Genomic DNA, 22,693 nt, shown 5'->3' with positions numbered 1-22,693 from the left:
TTGATAGAATGCGTTCGCATTTAAATCAATGTGCTAATTACTTTTTTAAGCAATGTTTTGATTCGTTAAATGAGCCACTTTTTGAAGTGGCTTTTTTTATGATTAATTTTCGGGCTATACTTCTAAGATGATTAATTAACTGGCAATTGTGATGCAACAAATTGAAATATTTGAGATCCCAAGCCCTTGCAAAGGGATTTGTCAGGTTAATAATCGGGGCTATTGTAAAGGCTGTTATCGCAGTCGCGATGAACGGTTTTACTGGAATCAGCTGAGTAATGCTGAAAAACGCAAAGTAATCAGCTTATGTCAGCAGCGTTATAAGCGTTATTTACAGAAAAAACAGTTGGCAGAAAATAACCAACCGACACCTGAACAAGGCGGATTTGATTTTTAAAACTCGGTGAGATTGTATTTCGTTTTTAGCGTGCGCACCGTGCCATCGGCTTCAAGCTTTTTAAGAATATTTGTCAGTTGCGGAATAAGTGCTGCGTGGCGTTTATGCACAAAGTGAAAGCTTTGCATCGACATTAAAATCTCTTTATTAAAAGCCGCTTGGTTAAAGTCAGGGTGTTTTGTAGAGAGTAAAAAGTCTAATAAAATGGTGCCTTCAACGCGTTTTTGAGTCAATAAATTCAATTGAGCCGTGACGTTTCTTACCTTTATCACATCACCTTTAATGGGATTTTCTTCTATGTAGCTCTGTGCTGCGGGATAACTTGACTGAATAGCGAGTGACTTAAGATCACGATAATTGCATTGCTTGCAGTTTTTTAATAATACAAGGTTAAATTCGAACAGGGGAAAGTCGACCTTTAATAAATTTGGATAATCGCGGGTAACAAAATCAATACGCCCTAACTGTCCATCAAGCACACCTTGGTTTGCAGCTGCTAACGAACCTTGATGATTAAAATCAATAACGTGAAGCTCATAACCTATCTCTTTATAAGCGGTGCTCAATAAGTCAACCACATAACGTGCTTGCGGTGTGTCGGCTGGGCGATTAAAAATTAAAATATGAGAATTTGCGCTGCTAGGAAAGCAAAAAAACAGCAGAATAATGGTCAAACTAGGTATCAGAAATTTTGGCAACGTGCGTTCCTTGCGAGCATGTATTCGGCGTTAATTTACTGTTATGTGTTTCCAAAATCAAGGTTTAAAATAGGCGATTAATTTGAAGCAACTTTGTTATACTTCATAAATCAATACACTGTTGCTGAGAAAGTATGAGCTTTAATTTATGTAAATTGCCTCGAGAGCTAAAATATCAAATTCAATTAGACTACGAAGCCTCTTTTTGGGCCTACCAGATTAAGCGTGGAAAAAATACCCGCGAAGGGGTGTATACAGCAATTAATAATCGTCCTATGTCAGAGCAAGCCTTTTTAAAACAACAGTTTGAGCATTATTTATCCTTAATGAGTTAATCATGACGGAGCTGAAATTTTGTTTACTTGACGCAATCAAAACCCCGTTGGTAAATAAGTTTTACGATAAACACAATGCGCGGGGGCGTGCCACTAAAGCTGATCAAGTGTGGGTGGCGTACCATGGTTTGGATATCGTTGCGGCATGTCGGGTTCAAAATAAAGCGGGCTTTTTATTTTTATCAACTCTGTATGTTGATGCTGCATGGCGAGGTAAAAAAGTAGCCTCACAGTTACTCACCACGCTTATTGCTGAACAAAAAGGGACAGTTTTTACCTTTGCCTATGAAAATCTGATTGATTTCTATCTAGTAAATGGGTTTAACTATACATTAACATTACCCAATTCTTTGCAATCGTTGTTTGAGGTATATGCGCATCGCAATATCGTCGCGATGCACTTTACGTGTGACACCGCGCCAAGTTAGTAATTTGGAACGTCAATGACTAAGTTCTTTTCTTTATCAGCTCTGCTCATTATTGTGATTTGTGGTTTGTTTAGTCATTCCAGTTTTGCGCAAGTGAAACGCTTATCAACCAGCGAAGGGTTGTCGCAAAGTTATGTCAATACGATGCTTATCGATAACAGTGGCTATTTATGGTTATCCACTGAGGGCGGTTTAAATCGTTATGATGGCTATGAGGTTGTGCATATCAAAGGCCCTAATGGAGAGCTTGAAGACGCCATCATTGACCGCATTTATCAAGACCCCCAAGGTTATATTTGGATAGCATCTTTGCAAGCAGGGCTATTCCGTTATGATCCGAGTACTGACAGCTACCAACAATTTATTGCAAAGCCCACCACCGAAGAGCAAATTTTTATAGAATCTGTGTTTAGTATGGTTGCGGTTGATGACAAAACGCTCTGGCTAGGCCGAGGCTGGGATTTTGCAAAACTCGACTTAGAAACGCAGCAAGTCACGTCTATTTTTGAAATACCTGATCGTGTAAAAAGCAGCGTTATTCGTGAGTTGTATCCTTATCAAGGTTACATATTTATGGGCACGAGTAATGGGGCATTTGTTTATGAAATCGCATCGGGCCAGGTAAGAAAGCTTGAACATCTAAGCCAAGCGCCAACACACATGTATCAAAACTATGTGAAGTCGTTTGCCGTAATAGATGAGCATACTTTGTTGGTCGGGGCTGTTCGGGGTTTATACGAAGTCGATATTAGCAACTTACCAGAGATGTTTAACACGCCTGAGGTTCAGTTTAAAAATAAGACCCTAATTAGCGACTTAAATATTTGGGAAATTATTCCACAAAATTCAACGATTACCTTGGGAACCGATAAAGGCTTATTTAACTTTACCCGGGCAACCGGCGACTTGGTTAAAAGTACACGCTTAAAAGACAACGGTTACACCCTTGCTGATACAAGTATCATTGATATCGTAAAAGATCGCTCCGGAGGCATGTGGTTAGCCACCAAGAACGATGGCGCTTTTTATCTCTCGTATGATAATTATAACTTTGTAAATGTGGTGGCCAATTCGATTAAAGGTGACGGTTTATCGCATCATTCAATTTGGGGTATTGCAGAGTTTCAGGGCAGGCTGTGGCTTGCGACCCACAATGGTCTAACGGCCGTTGACTTAGACACGTATGAAAGCGAAGTCTTTTTAAAAGACTACCAAATAGATTTAATCACGACCGAATTCACTGTTTACCAAATAATGCCTTATAAAGCGCAACTTTGGTTGCACACGAATCGGGGAATTTTTAGCTTTAATCCAAAGACGGGTGAAGTGACTCCCGTTAAAACGGCAGACCCTAAACAGCAAGAACTCATTAACGATTGGGTGCATGGGGTTCTATTAATGCCGTCGGGCGATTTGTATTACGTTCACCCCGATTTCGGTATGTTTGTTTACAATATTGATAGCCAAGAGGTGACACGTTTAGGCGGTAAATTTGATGAATTTGAACCTTTCTTAGCCTATGGGTTCTTGCCTGCCTTATCAAGCAAGCCCGATGCACCGTTATTTTATAATGCGGGGATCTTATATCAGGTTGATCCTCACAGTTATGAACTGACCACCATTTATACGGTGCCTGAGCAGCATGAAAATGTTGCTGTGAATGTGATGTCTTACATTATTGATAACAATAATGTCTTGTGGTTATCGTTATCGAATTTTGGCTTGATTGGCCTAGATGCCACAACGTACGAGCATATCTACACCATTGATCTTGAAAAAAATAAGCTAGGCACTTTATTGTACGATATGGTGCTTGATGAAGCCGGAATGATTTGGATGAGTAGTCATAAAGGGCTGTGGCGACTCAACCCCGATAATATGCACTTTCAACAGTTTACTGGTTCAGAGGGGCTTTTTTCTACCGAGTTTAATAGTGGCGCATTTACCAAATTAAAGTCTGGGCAAATTGTTTATGGCACCCTTAAAGGCTTTACCTATTTTTACCCGATGGATAACCACTATCAGCAAGCTTTGATTGATCACGTTAATATCACCAACTTGGATTTAATGTCTCGTGACTTACCTGCTGAGCTTAAACAGCCAATAGACAGTGTGGTACTTGAGCATGATGACATCGGTCTCGAGGTTGCTTTCTCAGCCATGGCGTTCAATTACCAAGAGCGTATTATTTATGAGTATCAACTTGGCGATGGGCAAAAAACCTACACGCGAAATAATAACCGTGTTCTTTTTCCAAAATTAAGTGCAGGCAAGTACCACCTTAAAGTGTGGGCAAAAGACCCCTTAACGGGAGATTTAACCCCGCCGGCAACATTAAACATCGAAGTAAAATACCCACCATGGCGTGCGCCACATTTTATTTTGCTTTACCTTATATTAGCGGCGCTACTTGTAGCTGCTTGGCTCTTTAGACGTAATCGTATGCAGCAAATTTTGCTTGCCGCACACAAAGAAAGTAAAGAAAGTGAGGCGCGACTAAAACTTGCATTAGAGGGAAGTCATTCTGGTGTTTGGGATTGGTCGTCGCAAAGCCCGATTATTTATCAGCCTAGGCTGAAAAATGAACTGGGCTATGACAGTGACAGTGTTAATCTAGATGACTATTTGGCAAAGATTCACCCACATGATAAACAAACCTTTCGCTTAGAGTGGCTGGAGTTTTTATCTACTCAAAAAGGCTATTTTAACTGCACGTATCGTTTACGACACGCCGATGGTCAATGGCGTTGGTATAAAGATTTCGGCAAGGTGGTTGAATGGCAAGACAACACGCCTGAGAAAGTGGCTGGCACCTACACGAATATGACCCGAGAACTGGTATTTGAAGAAAACGCCCGTTTATTTGGTGCGGCGTTTGAACAAACCCGAGACTGGGTGTTTATTATGGATAAAAACTTGCGTATTCGTGCTACCAATCAGTCGTTCCAAAGTGCCTTTGGCTTTCCTGCTGATCCGCGTTCGAGTCGTTCTTTAACTCTCGGGTTGTCTATTCCGGCACGTATTCACTATTTACGAGTAATGCAAAAACTGCAATCAGGTGAACACTTTTCAGCAGAAGATGTTGTTGAAGTTGCCAACGGCGAAAAGCGTCAAGTGCTCATTAAAATAAGTGCTGTTGCGGGGAGTAATCGTCAACTCGACAGTTATGTGATTATTGTCACTGATATCAGCGCGCAAAAGCTGGCTGAGAATGAACTGCACTTATTAGCCAATTACGACACGCTCACCGGGTTGCCGAACAAAACATTATTCAGTGACCGTGTAAGCCATGCTATCGAGCAAGCTGATTACCATCAAACGAAAGTAGCCTTGTTAAATGTAAATATTAAGCGATTTAAATACTTTAATGATTCATTGGGTCACGAAGAGTCTGATGAGCTTATCAAGCGAGTTGCAAAGCGATTGAAACAAGTGCTGCGCCCGCAAGATAGTTTGGCAAGGTTTGAAGGTGATGAGTTTGTGATCCTCGCTGAAGATCTCAAACAGGTCGATGAGCTATTATCGCTGTGCGCGAAAGTTATGGACTGTGTTGAAAGCCATATTGAGCTTAATCAACAAGCGGTTAAAGTGAACTTAAGTGTTGGGGTTGCTGTGTATCCCGACGATGCCCTCGATACAAAAGCGCTGTTAAAAGCGGCGAATGTTGCCCTCTACCATGCTAAGCGGTCTGTGGAGGGACGTTATCAGTTCTATAAGCAAGAGATGAATTTACAAGTGCAGCGGACTCTGCATTTAGAGTCACAATTAAGCAAAGCGTATCAAGAGCATGAATTTTGTAATTACTATCAACCCATTGTTAGTTCAAAAACACGTCAAGTTGTAGGGTTAGAGGTGTTATTACGCTGGCCTAGTAATGATGATTATCAGCCTGAAGATTTTGCCAATGCTGCTGAAAGCTCAGGGCTTATCACTAAAATTATGCTGCAAACTTTATCGCGTGCATTAATCGAGTTACGACAATGGCGCGTGTCGCACCCCGATTTATATATCTCTATTAACTTATCGGCATTTGATTTTGAAAGTACTCATTTAGTCGAAAATATTCATCAAGCTTTAACACTCAGCCATGTACCCGCCAGTGCTGTTGTATTCGAAATTACTGAATCAGTGATGATGCGAGATTCAGAGAAAGCCCAATTAAGCATGAATAAATTAAAAGCATTAGGCTGTAAAATTTATATGGATGACTTTGGCACGGGCTACGCTTCTCTAACGTATTTAAAACGGTTCCCGGTTGATGTTTTAAAAATAGATAAAAGCTTTGTGCACGATATCGGGGTTGATAAAGATGACGAAGCTATTATTAATTCAACACTCACATTGGCGAAAAGCCTAGGCAAGGAGTGTGTTGCTGAAGGGGTTGAAAATACCACCCAGCTTCGCTTCTTACACGCTCGTGGTTGTGAATACTTACAAGGTTATTTGTTTAGTAAAGCTGTTCCTGGGGATGAAGTAAGCCCCTTGTTAAATGCGCAGTGGCATGCAGAATTTGATGACTAAAACAGATAAAGCCGCGGACTTTATCTGTTTTACTGTTAATCTTGGCGTTTACCGCAGTGACGGCAATAAAGATTACTGTGGCGATTTTTAAGTTCGTTATGAATCGCCTTGTTTGCTTCTTGCTTACTTAAACCGAGCTTGTAACGCAGATTCTCAAGGTGTTCTTCTTGAATCGCTGATAAATGACCATCTTCCATTGCTTCATGCACCGCATCAGTAAACAACAAACGGCGCTTACGAAGTTGCTCAGAAAAGCTGGATGCTAATAAACCGGTAGGAATTGCCACCATTCCCATACTGACTAAGGTAATGGCACCCCCAAATAATCGTCCAAGCGGAGTAACAGGCACCACATCCCCATAACCTACAGTCGTCAGAGTGACCATGGCCCACCACATAGCCGATGGAATAGAGCCAAACTTGTCGGGTTGCACATCGTGCTCAATTAAATAAATTCCGCATGATGCAATGATCAGCACAACCGCCATAATGAAAAAAGCGGCAAGCAAAGAGCTACTTTCATCGCGAAATGACTGTAACAACAGCTGCATAGCTCGAGAATAGCGGGTGAGTTTAAAGATACGCATTAAACGTAGTACCCGCAAAAAGCGCAAATCAACACTGACGAAAACCATTAGCAAGGTCGGTAAAATGGCAATAAGGTCGATGAGTGCTAAGGGAGAAAAAAAGTATTTAATACGAATTTTTGAGTTGGTTAGCGGGCTCTCTTTATGGGCACTTTTATCGACACATGACCAAAGGCGCAAAATGTATTCGAGCGTAAAAATACCGACAGAAATAAGCTCGAGCATTAAAAACTCATGCTTATACTGTTTAGCGAGGTGACTTACAGACTCTAAAACAATGGCCACCACATTGATCATGATAAGTGACATTAAGAACACATCGAGTGCTCGTCCTAGGCGTCGGTACTTGCCGTTTCCTTCAAAAACACGGGCGGTATAAGTTCTTAAGCGATGCAACGTTCTAATCCGTTTTTAAGTTAAATTTAACAGCATATTGATGCTGCCTTCTTCAAAGTCGCGGGTAATTTTAAAGCCCAGTTTACGCGCAAGTTCGATCATGCCGGTGTTTTCGGGTAATGTTATTCCGGCAATGCGTTTAACCCCTTGGCTTTTGCAATGTTCAATAGCGGCATTCATGAGTATAGTGCCAAGCCCTAAACCTTGACAGTCAGAGCGTACCACAATTGCAAATTCGGCTTCTTGTTTATCAGGATCCATTAATACGCGAGACACGCCTAGCGTGCATGCAGAGCCATTTTGCTCTTGGCTAACAATGAACGCCATTTCACGGTCGTAATCAATTTGTGTCATTTTTGCCAGTTGGTCGTGATTAAACTGTGGCAGTTCGCCAAAAAAGCGTTTGTAGCGATCTTCTTTTGTTAACGATTGATCAAACTCAAGGTGCGCCTGTTCATCTTCGGGTTTTATTGGTCTAAGTTGAGCTTGAGTATTGTTTTTTAAAGTTACTTCTTTGACCAACTCAATGGGATAAGGGCGTATACACAAGCGCTTGCGGTTTGCTTTTGCTTTGTAGCGGCTTAAGCTTATTGTGGCATCAAGAACTAAAAATTGCCCGTTGCTAGCAAGGATAGGGTTGAGCTCTACGCTGGTAATATCAGGCTGGTCTATTACCAATTGCGAGATACGAGTGAGTAGGGCACATAAACGGTATTTATCGACTTTTTCCGGTAATACGCGGTCTTTTAACACGCCTTTGTCGTGGGCTGCTGCAATTAAATATTTCGCAAGATTCATATTAAGAGGAGGAAGCGCGACCGCCGCTTGCCCAAACTCAAGGCCTGTGCCTGCTTCGCCAAGTAAAATAACAGGGCCAAAGTTTGGCTCTGTTTTAATGGCGATACGCAGTTCATTTGCGCCGGCACGGGGGGCCATTTTTTGCAGTGAAAATCCTTCTATATGCGCATCAGGATAGGTGTTTTTAATTCTAAGCAGCATCGCAAAGGCGGTTTGCTCTACTTCTTGTGCATCGTTTAAGTTAAGTACCACACCGCCTACTTCTGATTTAGACGGAATACTGGGGCTAATTAGTTTTAACGCCACTGGAAAACCAAGCTCAATGGCTTGTTCTTTCGCCTCTGTAGGCGTGTAAGCAACTTCGGTTTGAATACAGTCAATACCATAGTGGGTTAAAATTTGGCTTGCCTGATGTGTTGATAAGTAGCTTTGCTCATCGAGCAGAAACTCATTGACCAACGCCTTGGCAGCTTCTTTATTTATTTTCGCATCATCTGTATTTGATTCGGGTGTCTGTGTTAAATGTTTTTGATTTCGACGATAACTTACTAAGTGCATAAATGCCCCCACCGCGCCTTCAGGAGTACGGTACGTAGGAATCGCATTATTGGCACACACTCGACGCGCAGCGTAAGCAGCATCTTCTCCCATAAAATTGGTCATCACATAAGGGCGCGCCATTTTGGGAATTTTTTGCAGTGTTTCAACAATAATTTCAGCGTAATCTTCGCTAGGGGCAAGGGCCGAAGGAGTATGAATAATCAAAAGATTTTTAACTTCTTTTGCTTGCAGCAATATCTCTAGAGCTTGTTGATAACGTTTAGGTGCTGAATCGCCAAAAATATCCACTGGGTTTGAGGTCATCTCTGATTGTGGAATAACTTTATTAAGCGCTGCGCGTGTTTCATCGCTAAGCTCTGCTAACTTACCTGAACTTTGTAATAAGGTATCAACGGCCATCACACCAGGCCCACCGCCATTGGTGAGAATAGTGAGTTGCTCAACTTTTAGAAGTTTTGGGTGCATTGCCAGCGTTTGTGTGGCTGCAAATAGCTCCCGCAAATCGTTAACGCGAAGCATCCCCGCACGTTGAAAGAGTGCATCATACACAGCATCTGAACTTTGTGTTCCACCGGTGTGGATTTCGGCGGCCAGTGCCCCTGCGCTAGTTTTACCTGTTTTTATGGCAATAACAGGTTTGCTGAATGCTGCAGCACGGGCTGCTGAAATAAAATTGCGAATATCTTCAATGTTATCAATATATAAAAGAATGGCTTTGGTTTTAGCATCACGGCCTAAAAAGTCGAGCAGCTCATCAAAGTCAATATCCAGACAGTCACCAACAGAGACAAAATACGAAAAGCCAATTTCTTTGTTTTTAGCCCAATCAAGTATGGTTGAACACACCGCGGCTGATTGCGAAACAAAAGCGAGCTTACCTGGGCTTGCAATTGTGTGCGAAAAGCTTGCATTTAAGCCAATATGCGGAATTAATAAGCCAAGGCAATTAGGCCCAAGTAAAGATACATTTGCCGTTAAAGCGGCTTCTTTTAGAGCCAGCTTTTGCTCAGGGTTAAGCCCCGCAGCAATCACCACCGCGTGTTTACAGCCTATTTCACCCAGCTCATTAATAATATTTATTAAGGTATTTTTGTTAGTACAAATAACAGCAAGGTCTGGTATTTTTGGTAACTCGGCAATACTTGGGTAGGCAAGTACACCATGCACCGCCGTGTGATTTAGACTCACGGGCATGATTGGACCTTTAAAGCCTCCTTGCAAAAGGTTACGCATTACCACAAAACCGGCTCGGTTAGGGGAATTAGAGGCGCCAATAACAGCGACTGACGTTGGATTAAAGAATTGGCTAATGCGTTTAACGCTCATGCTGTGTCCTTTGCTTGCGCATTGTTGTAAACATTTCAGGGTCTGTTAAGTTTATATACATAAGATAACCCTTTTATACATATAAGATAACCTGTTTACTGTGACTTTTCGAGTCGAAAACAGTGACCTATATCAAGGAGAAAGGCATGAGTAAAGCACAGCCATTTAATATTGTTATTGCTGCTGTGGCATTGGCAATAGGTTTACTGGGACTTGGCTTTATATTGAAAAGTGCGGCACTTGATGTCAAAGCAATGGAGCGCACCGTCAATGTTAAAGGGCTTGCTGAAATGGAAGTGGCTGCAGACACCGTAATTTGGCCATTACAATTTTCAGATGCCGATAATAACCTAGAGAAGCTTGTTGCACGCATTGAGAATAAAAATGATGCGGTGGTGGCATTTTTAAAATTACACGGCTTTAATGACGAAGAAATTAGCAATGGCAGCCAATCAATTATTGATAAACAAGCCCGAGAGTATGGGGGAGAAAATCAGCAATTTCGCTACATTGCTCGCTCAAATGTGATTGTATATTCTAGCGATATTGAAAAAGTTCAGCATGCTTTGGGTCAAGTTAGTCAATTAGCCAAGCAGGGCATTGCCGTGGTACAAGATAATTACGAAACACGCATTCAATATTTGTTTAATGGTTTAAACGAAATTAAACCAAAAATGGTCCAAGAAGCGACCGAGAAAGCACGTGAAGTCGCCATGAAATTTGCCAAAGACTCACAGTCTAAATTGGGCAAGATAAAAACGGCGCATCAAGGCCAGTTTTCGATTAATGATAGAGATTCAAACACACCACAACTTAAAAAAGTACGCGTGGTGACCAGTATTGAATATTATTTATCTGACTAAGCCAAATACAACAGCAAGAGGCAGTCGCATGTGAGTGCACACTATCACCATGCGGCTCAGTGCACCTAATATAAACCCGCCACTGAATGCGACAGCAACTCCCAGCAAACCCCACTGATCTTTTAAAATGAATGCCATTAAAATTGTCACGCTGGTCGCCGCTAATAATACGTATAAATTAATCAGCGGATTGCCTTTTAATTTTATAAGACTGCTTGCGAGTATGCGTGCAGGCAGAAAAAGTTGCCCGAGTAACATGAGCATAAGCACCCAAAAACCTTGTTGTAATTGTGTTTCGCCATACAGGCTCAGCAGTGGCTTTGCTAATAGTGCTAGGATAATGATTGCGCCAAAATTAAATCGCCACAGTACACTCATTAATTCTCTAACGGCTTTTGAATTATCGTTTTCGGCCATTAATATCGGTTTTAAATACTGGTTGGCGGCATTGCCTAAAATAGTCAGCAAGCCTGCAATCACAACCGCAGGAAAAAACACACTTACGCCCTGCGCGCCAAACCAATGATGAACAAGAAGTACATCGAGCTTGGCAACCAGCACTGTGCCAGCACCGCTTGCTAACATGATTAAGGAATCTTTACACCACTGTTTCGTTTGATAGCGTGCGATACGTGGTTCAATTATGCCTTTGATGAGCCAGTATTGATAACACACTACGCAGAGCATACTGCAAAACAACAACACACAAATACTGACTAGTGATAATTCGCCATAGCTAAAATAAAGCAAAAGACATAAAAGTGCGCTGAGCAGTTCAAAAATGCATTGCTGGGTGATAAGGCCGATTTTAGGTTTATTTAAAGCCACTAAAAAAGCAGACTGACTTTGCATAATGGCACCAATCGGGACTAGTAGCAGTAAATAAATAACGTGTTCTTTGGCACTTTGATGCGGTGAAATTGCTTGAAAGCTAATAACGATAGAGGCCACAAAAAGCACCCCAAAAATAGCCGACGCTGCTAAATAAACATGCCTTAAACCACGTAATAAGTCATGTTGTTGGTGTGTGTATAGCGGGTAGCTAATGCGCATTAATGATGAGGAAAAACCCATGCTGGCTGGCAGTAGAAGAATTTCACACAGCGCTAATAAAGCAGCAAAAGTACCAAATTCATCAGTGGTAAGTAACCGTGCCAAGCACAAGGTAAGAATGATACGGCTGCCATGGTTAAGGGCCGTAAAACTACTTAAAGACAAAAAGCCTTTGACGACATCTTTGCTCATATTACGACTGTTTAAGTGCCGTGATTAATTGACTCGTTGATACTTGTAAATAGGCTGCACACAGCAAAACTTTACAGTCTGCATTTGTTGGCAAATGCGGCGCGTAAAACGCTTTTAGTTGAGAGATTAATGCATTTACGGCGGAAGGACTGTGGCGTTGGTCAACTTCCATCATGGCCAGCAGAGCTGAAAACTCATGCTTTGCCAGCATCTGGGTATTTTTATTACACGCGATAAAGCAGCCAATTGGCGCTAACTGATCATGGTTTAGGGTTGTTAGAGCATCAGCTAAACTTTCGTTACTTTCAAAGAGCATGAGTGAGCGCAGGTAGTTAAATGGTAGCGCGTCTGCTCTACATTGACTAAAAAGGTGATGTAACAGGGTATTGCCTTGCTGATCGGTGATACTAAACGCGTTTTGAAATTTCAGACCGGGCGTGAAAAAGCTAAGCTTATCAATATCATCGATAAAGCTCACCGCTTCGCGAGGCAAAGGGCTTGCCTCAAGTAAGTGCGCTGCAACATTTTGTAAAAACAGGTATTTTACTTCACTACAGCACGCTAGTTGATAGAGGTGTTGTAATTGCGCTGCCTGCAAAACCCCCGATAAACGTTGGTAATCGCTAAGCAGTTCTTTTAATTGATGATGCTGAAGTCGGCTGTTCAATTGATCAATAGCGCTTTGCATGAAAATACTCGTTTTTTATTATTTATACATTTATAGCTCAACGACTTGTTTAAATAAATAAAAAAGGCCGCTGAGCGGCCTTTTTAAAGTCTATTTAGTTTAAGCAGCTTGTTTTTTTGCAACCCACTGGTCAACAAATTTCTCAAGTACATTTAATGGTACTGCACCATTTTTAAGTACAACATCGTGGAACTCACGAATATCGAATTTATCACCCAGCTGTTCTTTTGCAGCTTCACGCAGCTCTAATATCTTTAACATACCCACTTTGTAAGCGGTTGCTTGAGACGGCATTACAATGTGACGCTCAACCATTTTAACGCCATCAGACGTTGCGTTTGGTGTGTTATTAACGTAATAGTCAATACCCTGTTGGCGTGTCCATTTCATCGCATGGATACCGGTATCAACAACTAAGCGACACGCACGCCATAATTCCATTGCAAGGCGACCGAAGTCTGAATATGGGTCTTCATATAAGCCCATTTCTTTTGGTACTAGCTCAGAGTATAAGCCCCAGCCTTCAACATACGCAGTGTAACCACCAAACTTACGGAACTTAGGCACGCCTTCAAGTTCTTGTGCGATGGCGATTTGCATGTGGTGGCCCGGAATACCTTCGTGATAAGCAAGTGCTTCCATTTGGTAAGTTGGCATTGCTTCCATATCGTAAAGGTTTGCGTAGTAAATACCTGGGCGAGAGCCGTCTGGCGCAGGTTGTTGATAGAACGCTTTACCTGCTGCTTTTTCGCGGAATGCTTCAACAGCTTTTACTTTTAAATCGGCTTTTGGTTTAACAATGAAAAGCTCATCTAAGCGAGATTTCATGTTATCAATGAGGGCTGTCGCTTCATCAAGGTAGCGCTGTTTACCTTCCGCTGTATTTGGGTAGTAGAACTGCTTATCAGTTTTCATGAATTGCATGAATGCTTTTAAGTCACCGTCAAAGCCTACTTTTTCTTTAATCGCGCGCATTTCGTCGTGAATACGTGCAACCTCAGCTAAACCAATTGAGTGGATTTCTTTTGCCGTTAAGTCGGTTGTTGTTGTGCGTGCAAGGGCATTGTTGTAGAACGTTTCACCATCTGGGAATTTCCACGCACCATCACGCTCGTCAGCGCGTTTTTCTAACTGCGCTAAATAGTTAATTAACTTCGTGTAAGAAGGCTTAACAGCCGCTTTTAGTGCTTTTTCTGCATCGTTGATAAGCGCTGATTTTTCGCTTTCACTAATTTCTAATGCGGCAACTTTACGTTTAAAGTCAGCTAAAAGAGTTGAGTCTTCACCTGTATCAAATGGTGCACCATGTAGAATGTTCTTACTTGAATCAATGACATGTGGGAATACAAATTTAGGTGCGATGATACCTTTATCAGCACGCACGTCGAGGTCTTTGATTAGCTGATCAATAACCATCGTTACGCCGTTTAAGCGAGAGATATACGCTTTCGCATCTGAGACATCAGCAATTTGATGTTGGTTAATTAAAAATGCAGGGATCATCGAATGAACACCAAACATTTGATTTACAGGGTAGTTGTAATGACGCCATTTGAAATCTGCAATTTCATTTTCAAGTGCTTGTTTTTTTAGGTCGTAGCTTACTTTTGTAGCGTCATCTAATAGTTCGCGGTTAATTGCTTTTAAAGCGACAAGATCAGCTTTGGTTTGCTCAAAGTCTGCAAGAACGCGTTCTTCGCTACCATCATCCCATTTATCGTAATCTTTTTTGATACCCATGTATGTTTGATAAACAGGGCTTTTCATTACATCACGGTTAAACGTGTCTTCAAAAAACGCATTCGCTTTATCGATTTCACTTTGTACAGGTTGGGTTTGTACAGTGGGCGCTGGGGTTGGTTGTTCTTGCATTTGTTGGCAACCGCCAAGTAATGCAACACTTACCGCTGCAGCGATGAAGGTCAGTTTACGCATTATCGTTCCTTTCTTGTTAGAAATTTAATTATTAATAGAATTCTTAAACGAACAATTCTAGCAGGTCATTTAAAAAGCGCTGGCCTTTTGCACTGACTTGCCAATTGTTTTTATTATCTGTTAGTAAGCCTTTTTTAATTGCTTCGTTCAAGGCTTGTTCTTGGCTTTGCAGTGACAAATTTGTAAGCAAAGATAAATCACCTTTTGGGCAAGGCTCAACTAAACGAAAACGATTCATAAAAAATTCAAACGCTAAATCATCGTCAGCAACCTGCCATTGTTCGTACAAATAAGGCTTTGCGAGATCCATATAACCACGCGGATGTTTTACTTTTACTGTACGCGTGATGATCTTCGTATTTGCGTCAGTCACCTTACCATGGGCCCCACAGCCAATACCGAGATAATCGCCAAATCGCCAATAATTTAAGTTATGTTGACATTGGTAGCCGGGTTTCGCATAGCCAGAAATCTCGTATTGCTGATAACCTGCATCTGCAAGGAGTGCTTGTCCCTGTTCTTGAATATCCCACAATATATCGTCGTGCGGTAACGTGGGGGGTTTTGAGGCAAACTGAGTATTAGGTTCAATTGTTAATTGATACCACGAAATATGCGGGGGATTTAATGCGATGATTTTTTCAAGGTCACTAAGTGCATCTTCAAGAGATTGCCCAGGTAAACCATGCATTAAATCTAAATTAAAACTGTTGAGCCCAGCTTGGTGTGCTTGTTTTGCTGCATAGCTTGCTTCATCCGCGCCATGTATACGGCCGAGGGCTTTCAGCTTGTCGTTCTGCATGCTTTGCACACCAATCGAAATTCGGTTTATGCCAGCCGCGACATACTCTTTAAAGCGGCCTGTTTCTACAGTGCCTGGGTTGGCCTCTAAAGTGATTTCGCAGTTTTCACTCAGGCCAATTAATCTATCGACCTCGCCAAGTAAGCGGGTGTATGCCTCACCTGTGAGTAAACTTGGCGTGCCGCCACCTATAAAAATACTGTGGATTTTACGCCCTTGTACTAAATGTAAATCCGCTTTTAAGTCATCAATTAGGTGTTGAACATACTCTTTCTCGGGGATCGTACCTTTTTGACCATGGCTGTTAAAGTCGCAGTAAGGACACTTTTGCACGCACCACGGTACGTGCACATATAAACTTAACGGGGGTAAACTCACAGGCCGCCTTTTTGCTGCAATTGCGCAAGTAGTTGCTTAAGTGCTTGGCCGCGGTGGCTCAGGGCATTTTTTTGCTCTTTTGTCAGCTGTGCGCTGGTGCATTGTTCTGAAGGCACATAAAAGATGGGGTCATAACCAAAACCGCCTTGGCCATCTTGGCTGTGCGTGATTTCACCTTCCCAGCTCGCACTGCAAATAAGCGGTGTCGGGTCACCAGCATGGCGCATTAAAACCAGAACACACCAAAAACGAGCGCTACGTACAGGGTTATCAGCCAGCTCGCTTAAAAGTTTATCAATGTTGTCTTGGTCACTGGCATTTTCGCCAGCAAAACGTGCAGAATAAACACCTGGTGCGCCATGTAAGCCATCGACTTCGAGGCCAGAATCATCTGCAATTGCAGGCAGCCCAGTAATCTTTGCTGCATGACGCGCTTTTATTATCGCGTTTTCAACAAATGTAGTGCCTGTTTCTGGCACGTCAGGAACCTGAAAATCGCTTTGTGGAACCACATTAATGTTAAGCGGGCTAAGCATGCTCGCCAGCTCTTTTACTTTGCCAGGGTTACCCGTGGCTAAAACTAAAGTGTTGTTCATAGGGGCATTAATCTACGTAAAATTTTTGCTGAAATGTCAGAGTTTGTACTTTGCCGTTTTTATTAATCTCGATATTAAAACGGTAAATTTCTTCATTGCTGTAGTCGATTTGTGCAAGGTAATAAATCGCATCGCCTTCAACAACTTCTTTAAATTCAAGTTGTTTACTATTGCCGAGTAGGTTACGTGCCGTGCCTGTTAGTGTGGCAGTTTGCGCCGTTTTATCGCTGTTTTTTAGCACCGAAATATTAATAATTCCTTTGCTTGGGCTGCGCACTAAATCGTAGTTTTTGGCAATGTCGGGTTGTATAAAGGTTGAAGGAAAAGCGATGTAATGTACTTCAAATGGACCAAGTATTTTATATTGTGCGCCGGCTTGTTGTTCAGCCTTCGCTGCTGTTGTGAATAAACTGAGGGCAAGTAAGGTAAAAAGAATAATCTGTTTCATGGTATTTCTCACTTAATAAAAGAGGCCTTACGGCCTCTAAATTAGATACTCAATGTTTAGCCAATCAAATCAATTAATAAAAATTGTAAGAACTGCAAGGCAATGATCAGTACTAAAATTGACAAGTCTAAACCACCCAGTGGTGGAATAACTTTACGAATAGGGCGTAACATAGGTTCAGTTAGCTGGTGGAAAACCGCTTCAATAGGGTTGTAGCCTTGGCTTACCCAGCTTAATAAAGCACGAATAATTAACACCCAAAATAGTAAGTTTAACCCTTCTTTTATGACCGTGATTAACGCAGTCACAAAGACAGGCGCGGCAGCCCAACCACCATAAAACAGTAAAAAGACGGCACTAAGCTTTGCCACTGCGACTAAATACGCAAGGACTAACGACGCGATGTCAAAGCCACCCAACCCTGGAATGATTTTACGTAATGGGTTTACTGCAAACGATGTGGCTTTTACCACAAACTGGCTAATTGGATTATAAAAGTCAGCTTTTGCCGCTTGTAACCAAAAGCGTAAAAGGACCACCATTAAAAAGAGATCAAAAATAATCTCAACGAGGAATTGCATGGCTTGCATAGTTTTACCTTCAACAAAGTAAGCTTAAAGTTCTTTTTCCATTTCTTCTGCGCGGGCAATACAGGCATCCATTGCATCGGCAACGGTACCAACAAGGCCTTGTGCTTTCAGGTGCTCAACGGCTGCGTGAGTTGTACCGCCTTTTGATGTGACGTTTGCACGCAGCTGTGAAATACTAATGTCTTGCTGAGAAAGCGCCATTTCAGCTGCACCTAGCGCCGTTTGTTGTACTAAGCGGCGTGCATCTTCATCACTAAAGCCAAGTGCTTTTGCCTTTTCTTCGATGGCTTCCATAAATAAGAAAAAGTAAGCGGGCGAAGAGCCGGTAACGGCGATGATATCGTTTATTTGCGACTCTTGCTCGACCCATACAACAATACCTGTACATTCAAAAACTTGCTGTACAAACTCATGCTCTTCTGCGGTTTCGTCAGCGCCAAATAGACCCGACACGCCACGACCAAGTAATGACGGTGTATTTGGCATACAACGAACCATTTTTACTTTTTGGCCCAGCATTTCACGTAAACGATTTACGGTTAAACCTGCCGCGACAGAGATAAATAGCTTGTCGCTAAAATCAACGCCTGAATCTTGGAATGATTGGCATAAATCGCCCATCATTTGTGGTTTAACAGACAATACAATCACATCTGCATCACGAAGTGCCGCGTTGTTATCCGCGGTGGTTTGCACCCCGAAATCAGCAGCAACCTTAGCTAATTTCTCTTGGTTGCGATTGGTTGCAATGATGTTTTTTGCTGCAAAACCGTTCTTTACCATGCCGCCAATAATGGCGTAGCTCATGTTACCCGTGCCTATAAATGCGATTTTTTTATCTGACATATGTCTGTTATCACCTTTTAATTTCGTTGGCCAAATATATCCGTGCCAATGCGTACCATGGTTGAACCAGCTGCAATTGCTGCTTCAACATCGTTACTCATACCCATCGACAAGGTGTCTACTTGGGGATATTGGGCCTTTAGTTTATCAAAGCAAGCGCTTAATTGCTCAAAATATTGTAATTGTTGCTGTGCATCGTCGGTTTTGGCTGGGATAGCCATCACGCCACGCAAACATAAATTATCGCAGCCACTAATAAATTCTGCCAGTGACATTAGCTCATCAGGGTGGCAGCCTGACTTAGCCTCTTCTAAACTGATATTAACTTGGATTAATACGTTCAGTGGTGTTTTGTCTTTTGGTCTTTGCTCGTTAAGACGTTTGGCTATTTTTGTACGGTCGACACTTTGTACCCAGTCAAAATGTGTGGCCACTTGGGCGCTTTTATTGGACTGAATGGGACCAATAAAGTGCCAAACTATGTCTGTTAAGTGGGCAAGTTCAGTGACTTTTGTCACGGCTTCTTGCACGTAAGACTCACCAAATTGGCGTTGGCCGTGCTGGTAGGCAGCCACAATATCTTCGACTGGTTTAGTCTTTGAAACTGCTAACAAGCTAATAGCGTGTTCATCGCGTTGATTATTTTTTGCAGCTAGGGCAATTCTTGCGTAGGCGGATTTGAGTCGTTCTGCTATTGTAACCATATAATTATCAGTTGGTTGTGGAGTCATAAATGGATATTACCGAATTATTGGCCTTTAGTGTGCAACACAAAGCCTCGGATTTACACTTATCATCGGGTGTGTCACCTATGATACGCGTTGATGGCGATGTGCGTCGTATTAATATTCCAGCATTAGAACAAAAAGATGTAAATAGTCTGGTTTACGATATTATGAACGATAATCAGCGTAAGGACTATGAACAAAACCTAGAAGTGGATTTTTCATTTGAAGTCCCTAATCTTGCGCGTTTTCGTGTTAATGCATTTAATTCAAACCGTGGTCCTGCGGCGGTATTCCGTACTATCCCCAGCGAAGTATTAACGCTTGATGATTTAGGTGCGCCAGATATTTTTAAAACCATTTCCGATAACCCGCGTGGTTTAGTGTTGGTTACTGGGCCTACGGGTTCGGGTAAATCAACTACCTTAGCGGCAATGGTTGATTACATTAATCAAACTAAGCATCATCATATTCTCACGATTGAAGATCCTATCGAATTTGTTCACGATAACAAACTGAGTCTGATTAACCAACGTGAAGTGCACCGTGATACTCACAGTTTCTCGAATGCGCTGCGCAGTGCGTTGCGTGAAGACCCAGATGTTATCTTGGTTGGTGAGCTACGTGACTTAGAAACTATCCGTCTTGCTATGACCGCGGCCGAAACGGGTCACTTGGTTTTTGGCACCTTGCATACGACCTCGGCACCAAAAACAATCGACCGTATTATTGACGTTTTCCCAGGTGAAGAAAAAGACATGGTGCGCTCAATGTTGTCTGAATCATTACGGGCTGTTATCTCGCAAACACTGCTTAAAAAAGTAGGGGGCGGGCGAGTGGCTGCACATGAAATCATGATTGGTGTGCCTGCAATACGAAACCTGATCCGTGAAGATAAAATTGCGCAGATGTACTCATCGATTCAAACGGGAGCATCTCATGGCATGCAAACCATGGATCAATGTTTAGCAAATCTAGTGAACTATGGGATTGTTACAAACGCGGATGCGCGTGCGAAGGCGCAAGATAAAACCCAATTTGGTGGCTAACGGAGAAAGTTGACATGTCTTTACCTTTAAATCATTACTTAAAAGTGATGATTACTAAAAACGGCTCTGACTTATTTGTTTCAAGTGAGCTGCCAGTAAGTGCGAAAATTAATGGTGAACTCATCCCGTTAAGTGACGAGAAACTTTCTGATGAAAGCGCACTTGCTATGGTTGAGTCAGCGATGAACGAGAAGCAGCGCAAAGAGTTTCACGACACCAAAGAGTGTAACTTTGCGATTGCTAACGATGAAGGCCGTTTCCGTGTTTCGGCATTTTGGCAGCGCGATCGGGCTGGCATGGTTATTCGTCGAATCGTGACAACCATCCCTGATGTTACTGATTTAGGCTTACCCTCTATTCTTACCGATGTGATCATGGCGAAACGGGGTTTAGTTCTGTTTGTCGGTGGCACGGGAACGGGTAAGTCAACCTCGCTTGCGGCACTGCTTGGTTATCGTAATCGAAACCAGCGCGGGCACATTTTAACTATTGAAGACCCGATTGAATTTGTCCATGAACATCGTAAAAGTATCATTACTCAACGTGAAGTGGGCCTTGATACCGAGAGTTTCGAATCGGCGTTGAAAAGCTCACTGCGTCAGGCGCCTGATGTCATTTTGATTGGTGAGATTCGCTCGCAAGAAACCATGGAATACGCATTAAGCTTTGCTGAAACAGGGCATTTATGTGTGGCAACACTGCATGCTAATAATGCTAACCAAGCCATTGACCGTATCATGCATTTAGTGCCAAAAGAAAAGCACGATAAGCTTAAGTATGACTTAGCACTTAACTTACGTGCCATCGTCGCGCAGCAATTAGTGCCGACCTCTGATGGGGAAGGGCGCGTTGCTGCCATTGAAATTTTACTTAATTCTCCTATGGTTGCGGAGCTTATTAAGCGCGGCGATATTGGCTCAATAAAAGAGACCATGGCAAAATCGAAAGAAATGGGAATGCAGACCTTCGACCAAGCTTTGTTCGAACTTTACAAGCAACATCGCATCAATTATGCCGATGCCTTGCATCATGCTGATTCACCAAACGACTTACGCTTGATGATTAAGCTGCAAAATAATGAACAAAAGGGCGCTGGATTCTTACAGGGCGTCACCATTGATGGCCTTGATGGTAAGAGTGAGGACTGATGTTGTTGCGAATAAATTTAATCGCTGTGTTATTGCTGTTGAGTTGTGCGCTGCCCGCGCACAGTATTGATGCAAATGAAGTGGTTATTTTTATTCGCGATGATGTGTTTGATGATTACAGCCGGTTTTTAAAAGGGCGAGAGCCTATTGAAGTAAAAGACTTTAGCGGCGCGTATATTCGTCGTGATGTGGTTGATATGATCATTGCCCAGCAAGCTTTGATATTGGGGGGATTTACCAAGCCTTTTCGATATCACAAAGGCAATATCAATTACCGAAACACCAAACTGTTAGAAAATGGTAAGTTGCTTATTAGTTTTGACAGTGTGTGGTCACTCGATGCAAATAAGTTGACACGGGATGTGTATGTGTCCGCCCCGGTGATCCGCGAAGGGGAGTATTTTGCGGGGGTATATACTTCGCCTCGTAATGAAAAAGTATTTAAGATAAACCAGCTGTCTGACTTTTCTCAGTTAACGGCGGTTTCTACACCACGCTGGCAAACCGATTGGCAGACACTGTCTGCGTTACCGCTAAAAGAATTACTGCGCGAAGATGAGTGGCTGAGCCAAGTCCGAATGGTATCAATGCAATGGGTTGATTTTGTGATGATGCCCTTAATGCCAAGTTTAAATAATCGCTATATTCTGGAAGATATTAACCTTGTCGCGGTGCCTGATGTGCTACTGCAGCTAAATGATAGTCGTCATTTTATTATTTCGAAGAAACACCCCGATGGCAAAGCAGCGTATACGGCTTTGCAAAAAGGCTTGCAGCAATTACGCGAGGCGGGTGCAATAGAAAAAGCCTACCGCGAGGCAGGCTTTATTCCTGATTTAACACACTATACGGTTATTAATAAACAACCTTAGTCGCCATAAAACTGTTCAAAGAAACTTTCAAGAATAATCACCGCAGACATATTATCCACGTTACCCTTACCTAGATTTCTGTAACCGCCTTGTTCAAATAAGCGCGCTTTGGCATCTGCCGTGGTGAGTCTTTCATCCTGGGTTTCAACCGGAATCGCAAAGTGATTGTGTAGTCGGTTTGCAAACTTTTTGGCTTTGAATGTGACATCTTGCGTGGTGCCATCCATATTGAGTGGCAAGCCAACAACCATCAAATCAGGTTGCCACTCATCGACCTGTTTTTTAATAAGTTGCCAGTCTGGGATACCGTCTTTTGCTTTCACTGCTTGTAAGCTAGAGGCTGTCCCTGTTAACTCTTGACCTATGGCGATACCAATGCTTTTGGTACCAAAGTCAAAGCCCATTACAGTGCGTTCACCGATGGGCTTAAAAGTGCGTTTTGTCATAGTTGCCGTTTAATT

21 protein-coding genes are annotated in these 22,693 nt (G+C 42.3%); 8 read left to right on the top strand and 13 right to left on the bottom strand.

Annotated features, from left to right (window positions below):
- Positions 1-151: 151 nt before the first annotated feature.
- Complete coding sequence (locus H3302_RS12700; protein ID WP_036966031.1) at positions 152-397, top strand: DUF1289 domain-containing protein; 246 nt, start codon at positions 152-154, stop codon at positions 395-397.
- On the opposite strand, the gene H3302_RS12695 is transcribed toward H3302_RS12700, so the two are convergent.
- Positions 394-1,095 carry a transporter substrate-binding domain-containing protein gene (locus tag H3302_RS12695; protein WP_230235931.1) on the bottom strand — a complete coding sequence of 234 codons (702 nt, stop codon included), beginning with the start codon at positions 1,093-1,095 and terminating at the stop codon, positions 394-396. The genes H3302_RS12700 and H3302_RS12695 overlap by 4 nt on opposite strands.
- Positions 1,096-1,229: 134 nt before the next feature.
- On the opposite strand from H3302_RS12695, the gene H3302_RS12690 reads away from it, so the two are divergent.
- The 3 genes from H3302_RS12690 to H3302_RS12680 are packed head-to-tail and all read left to right on the top strand — an operon-like array spanning position 1,230 to position 6,379.
- Entirely contained in the window at positions 1,230-1,430 is a 201-nt protein-coding gene (locus H3302_RS12690) for a DUF3283 family protein (protein WP_182395440.1), read from the top strand.
- Positions 1,431-1,432: 2 nt separating this feature from the next.
- A complete protein-coding gene (locus H3302_RS12685) occupies positions 1,433-1,858 on the top strand; it encodes a GNAT family N-acetyltransferase (RefSeq protein WP_065979683.1) in 426 nt (141 codons plus the stop codon).
- A 15-nt stretch (positions 1,859-1,873) separates the two neighbouring features.
- A complete protein-coding gene (locus H3302_RS12680) occupies positions 1,874-6,379 on the top strand; it encodes an EAL domain-containing protein (RefSeq protein ID WP_182395438.1) in 4,506 nt (1,501 codons plus the stop codon).
- A gap of 35 nt (positions 6,380-6,414) precedes the next feature.
- Here the strand turns inward: H3302_RS12680 and H3302_RS12675 are convergent, their stop codons facing one another.
- Positions 6,415-7,362, bottom strand: a complete 948-nt coding sequence (locus tag H3302_RS12675) for an ion transporter (RefSeq protein ID WP_036966045.1) — start codon at positions 7,360-7,362, stop codon at positions 6,415-6,417.
- Between the two features lie 15 nt (positions 7,363-7,377).
- Complete coding sequence (locus H3302_RS12670) at positions 7,378-10,047, bottom strand: bifunctional acetate--CoA ligase family protein/GNAT family N-acetyltransferase (RefSeq protein WP_074988931.1); 2,670 nt, start codon at positions 10,045-10,047, stop codon at positions 7,378-7,380.
- Between the two features lie 146 nt (positions 10,048-10,193).
- Between H3302_RS12670 and H3302_RS12665 the strand changes: the two genes are divergently transcribed.
- Positions 10,194-10,910 carry an SIMPL domain-containing protein gene (locus H3302_RS12665; protein ID WP_036966051.1) on the top strand — a complete coding sequence of 239 codons (717 nt, stop codon included), beginning with the start codon at positions 10,194-10,196 and terminating at the stop codon, positions 10,908-10,910.
- On the opposite strand, the gene H3302_RS12660 is transcribed toward H3302_RS12665, so the two are convergent.
- The 9 genes from H3302_RS12660 to H3302_RS12620 form a co-directional block, all read right to left on the bottom strand.
- The gene (locus H3302_RS12660) at positions 10,899-12,155 is read right to left on the bottom strand and encodes a lipopolysaccharide biosynthesis protein (RefSeq protein ID WP_182395435.1); all 1,257 of its coding nucleotides are present in this window, start codon (positions 12,153-12,155) and stop codon (positions 10,899-10,901) included. The two genes, H3302_RS12665 and H3302_RS12660, sit on opposite strands and share 12 nt — an antisense overlap.
- A 1-nt stretch (position 12,156) precedes the next feature.
- The gene (locus H3302_RS12655) at positions 12,157-12,843 is read right to left on the bottom strand and encodes a hypothetical protein (protein ID WP_182395432.1); all 687 of its coding nucleotides are present in this window, start codon (positions 12,841-12,843) and stop codon (positions 12,157-12,159) included.
- A 99-nt stretch (positions 12,844-12,942) separates the two neighbouring features.
- Positions 12,943-14,778 carry a DUF885 family protein gene (locus tag H3302_RS12650; protein WP_036966060.1) on the bottom strand — a complete coding sequence of 612 codons (1,836 nt, stop codon included), beginning with the start codon at positions 14,776-14,778 and terminating at the stop codon, positions 12,943-12,945.
- A gap of 43 nt (positions 14,779-14,821) precedes the next feature.
- Positions 14,822-15,958 carry a radical SAM family heme chaperone HemW gene (hemW, locus tag H3302_RS12645; RefSeq protein ID WP_036966064.1) on the bottom strand — a complete coding sequence of 379 codons (1,137 nt, stop codon included), beginning with the start codon at positions 15,956-15,958 and terminating at the stop codon, positions 14,822-14,824.
- Positions 15,955-16,554, bottom strand: coding sequence for an XTP/dITP diphosphatase (locus tag H3302_RS12640; protein ID WP_182395430.1), 600 nt, complete (start codon positions 16,552-16,554; stop codon positions 15,955-15,957). The genes hemW and H3302_RS12640 overlap by 4 nt, the downstream gene beginning before the upstream one ends.
- 7 nt (positions 16,555-16,561) lie before the next feature.
- Positions 16,562-17,002 carry a DUF4426 domain-containing protein gene (locus tag H3302_RS12635; protein WP_065979690.1) on the bottom strand — a complete coding sequence of 147 codons (441 nt, stop codon included), beginning with the start codon at positions 17,000-17,002 and terminating at the stop codon, positions 16,562-16,564.
- Positions 17,003-17,058: 56 nt separating this feature from the next.
- Complete coding sequence (locus H3302_RS12630; protein ID WP_036966072.1) at positions 17,059-17,592, bottom strand: YggT family protein; 534 nt, start codon at positions 17,590-17,592, stop codon at positions 17,059-17,061.
- A gap of 24 nt (positions 17,593-17,616) precedes the next feature.
- Positions 17,617-18,438: a pyrroline-5-carboxylate reductase gene (gene proC, locus H3302_RS12625; RefSeq protein ID WP_036966075.1), complete on the bottom strand. Its 822-nt coding sequence runs from the start codon at positions 18,436-18,438 to the stop codon at positions 17,617-17,619.
- A gap of 17 nt (positions 18,439-18,455) precedes the next feature.
- The gene (locus H3302_RS12620; RefSeq protein ID WP_036966078.1) at positions 18,456-19,169 is read right to left on the bottom strand and encodes a YggS family pyridoxal phosphate-dependent enzyme; all 714 of its coding nucleotides are present in this window, start codon (positions 19,167-19,169) and stop codon (positions 18,456-18,458) included.
- Between the two features lie 2 nt (positions 19,170-19,171).
- Here H3302_RS12620 and H3302_RS12615 point away from each other — a divergent pair, with 2 nt between their 5' ends.
- From H3302_RS12615 to H3302_RS12605, 3 genes are read left to right on the top strand one after another with little or no spacing between them, the layout of a single operon-like run.
- Positions 19,172-20,212, top strand: coding sequence for a type IV pilus twitching motility protein PilT (locus H3302_RS12615; RefSeq protein WP_036966081.1), 1,041 nt, complete (start codon positions 19,172-19,174; stop codon positions 20,210-20,212).
- Between the two features lie 14 nt (positions 20,213-20,226).
- The gene (locus H3302_RS12610) at positions 20,227-21,360 is read left to right on the top strand and encodes a PilT/PilU family type 4a pilus ATPase (protein WP_036966084.1); all 1,134 of its coding nucleotides are present in this window, start codon (positions 20,227-20,229) and stop codon (positions 21,358-21,360) included.
- Complete coding sequence (locus H3302_RS12605) at positions 21,360-22,232, top strand: hypothetical protein (RefSeq protein WP_065979692.1); 873 nt, start codon at positions 21,360-21,362, stop codon at positions 22,230-22,232. The genes H3302_RS12610 and H3302_RS12605 overlap by 1 nt, the downstream gene beginning before the upstream one ends.
- Here the strand turns inward: H3302_RS12605 and ruvX are convergent.
- Entirely contained in the window at positions 22,229-22,678 is a 450-nt protein-coding gene (ruvX, locus tag H3302_RS12600) for a Holliday junction resolvase RuvX (RefSeq protein WP_036966089.1), read from the bottom strand. The two genes, H3302_RS12605 and ruvX, sit on opposite strands and share 4 nt — an antisense overlap.
- Positions 22,679-22,693: the final 15 nt, after the last annotated feature.

Source organism: Pseudoalteromonas sp. MT33b, assembly GCF_014117385.1.
GTDB classification, from domain to species: Bacteria; Pseudomonadota; Gammaproteobacteria; order Enterobacterales; family Alteromonadaceae; genus Pseudoalteromonas; species Pseudoalteromonas lipolytica.
The sequence above is the reverse complement of the archived record's forward strand: the minus strand, read 5'-3'. Positions and strand labels throughout refer to the sequence as shown.

Excerpts from the sequence above, each read along its gene's own strand:
- H3302_RS12670 (WP_074988931.1), bottom strand. The coding sequence starts at position 10,047 with ATGAGCGTTAAACGCATTAGCCAATTCTTTAATCCAACGTCAGTCGCT.
- ruvX (WP_036966089.1), bottom strand. The coding sequence starts at position 22,678 with ATGACAAAACGCACTTTTAAGCCCATCGGTGAACGCACTGTAATGGGC.
- H3302_RS12605 (WP_065979692.1), top strand. The coding sequence starts at position 21,360 with ATGTTGTTGCGAATAAATTTAATCGCTGTGTTATTGCTGTTGAGTTGT.
- H3302_RS12665 (WP_036966051.1), top strand. The coding sequence starts at position 10,194 with ATGAGTAAAGCACAGCCATTTAATATTGTTATTGCTGCTGTGGCATTG.
- proC (WP_036966075.1), bottom strand. The coding sequence starts at position 18,438 with ATGTCAGATAAAAAAATCGCATTTATAGGCACGGGTAACATGAGCTAC.
- H3302_RS12635 (WP_065979690.1), bottom strand. The coding sequence starts at position 17,002 with ATGAAACAGATTATTCTTTTTACCTTACTTGCCCTCAGTTTATTCACA.
- H3302_RS12610 (WP_036966084.1), top strand. The coding sequence starts at position 20,227 with ATGTCTTTACCTTTAAATCATTACTTAAAAGTGATGATTACTAAAAAC.
- H3302_RS12650 (WP_036966060.1), bottom strand. The coding sequence starts at position 14,778 with ATGCGTAAACTGACCTTCATCGCTGCAGCGGTAAGTGTTGCATTACTT.
- H3302_RS12630 (WP_036966072.1), bottom strand. The coding sequence starts at position 17,592 with ATGCAAGCCATGCAATTCCTCGTTGAGATTATTTTTGATCTCTTTTTA.
- H3302_RS12655 (WP_182395432.1), bottom strand. The coding sequence starts at position 12,843 with ATGCAAAGCGCTATTGATCAATTGAACAGCCGACTTCAGCATCATCAA.
- H3302_RS12620 (WP_036966078.1), bottom strand. The coding sequence starts at position 19,169 with ATGACTCCACAACCAACTGATAATTATATGGTTACAATAGCAGAACGA.
- H3302_RS12685 (WP_065979683.1), top strand. The coding sequence starts at position 1,433 with ATGACGGAGCTGAAATTTTGTTTACTTGACGCAATCAAAACCCCGTTG.
- H3302_RS12700 (WP_036966031.1), top strand. The coding sequence starts at position 152 with ATGCAACAAATTGAAATATTTGAGATCCCAAGCCCTTGCAAAGGGATT.
- H3302_RS12660 (WP_182395435.1), bottom strand. The coding sequence starts at position 12,155 with ATGAGCAAAGATGTCGTCAAAGGCTTTTTGTCTTTAAGTAGTTTTACG.
- H3302_RS12690 (WP_182395440.1), top strand. The coding sequence starts at position 1,230 with ATGAGCTTTAATTTATGTAAATTGCCTCGAGAGCTAAAATATCAAATT.
- H3302_RS12680 (WP_182395438.1), top strand. The coding sequence starts at position 1,874 with ATGACTAAGTTCTTTTCTTTATCAGCTCTGCTCATTATTGTGATTTGT.
- H3302_RS12640 (WP_182395430.1), bottom strand. The coding sequence starts at position 16,554 with ATGAACAACACTTTAGTTTTAGCCACGGGTAACCCTGGCAAAGTAAAA.
- H3302_RS12615 (WP_036966081.1), top strand. The coding sequence starts at position 19,172 with ATGGATATTACCGAATTATTGGCCTTTAGTGTGCAACACAAAGCCTCG.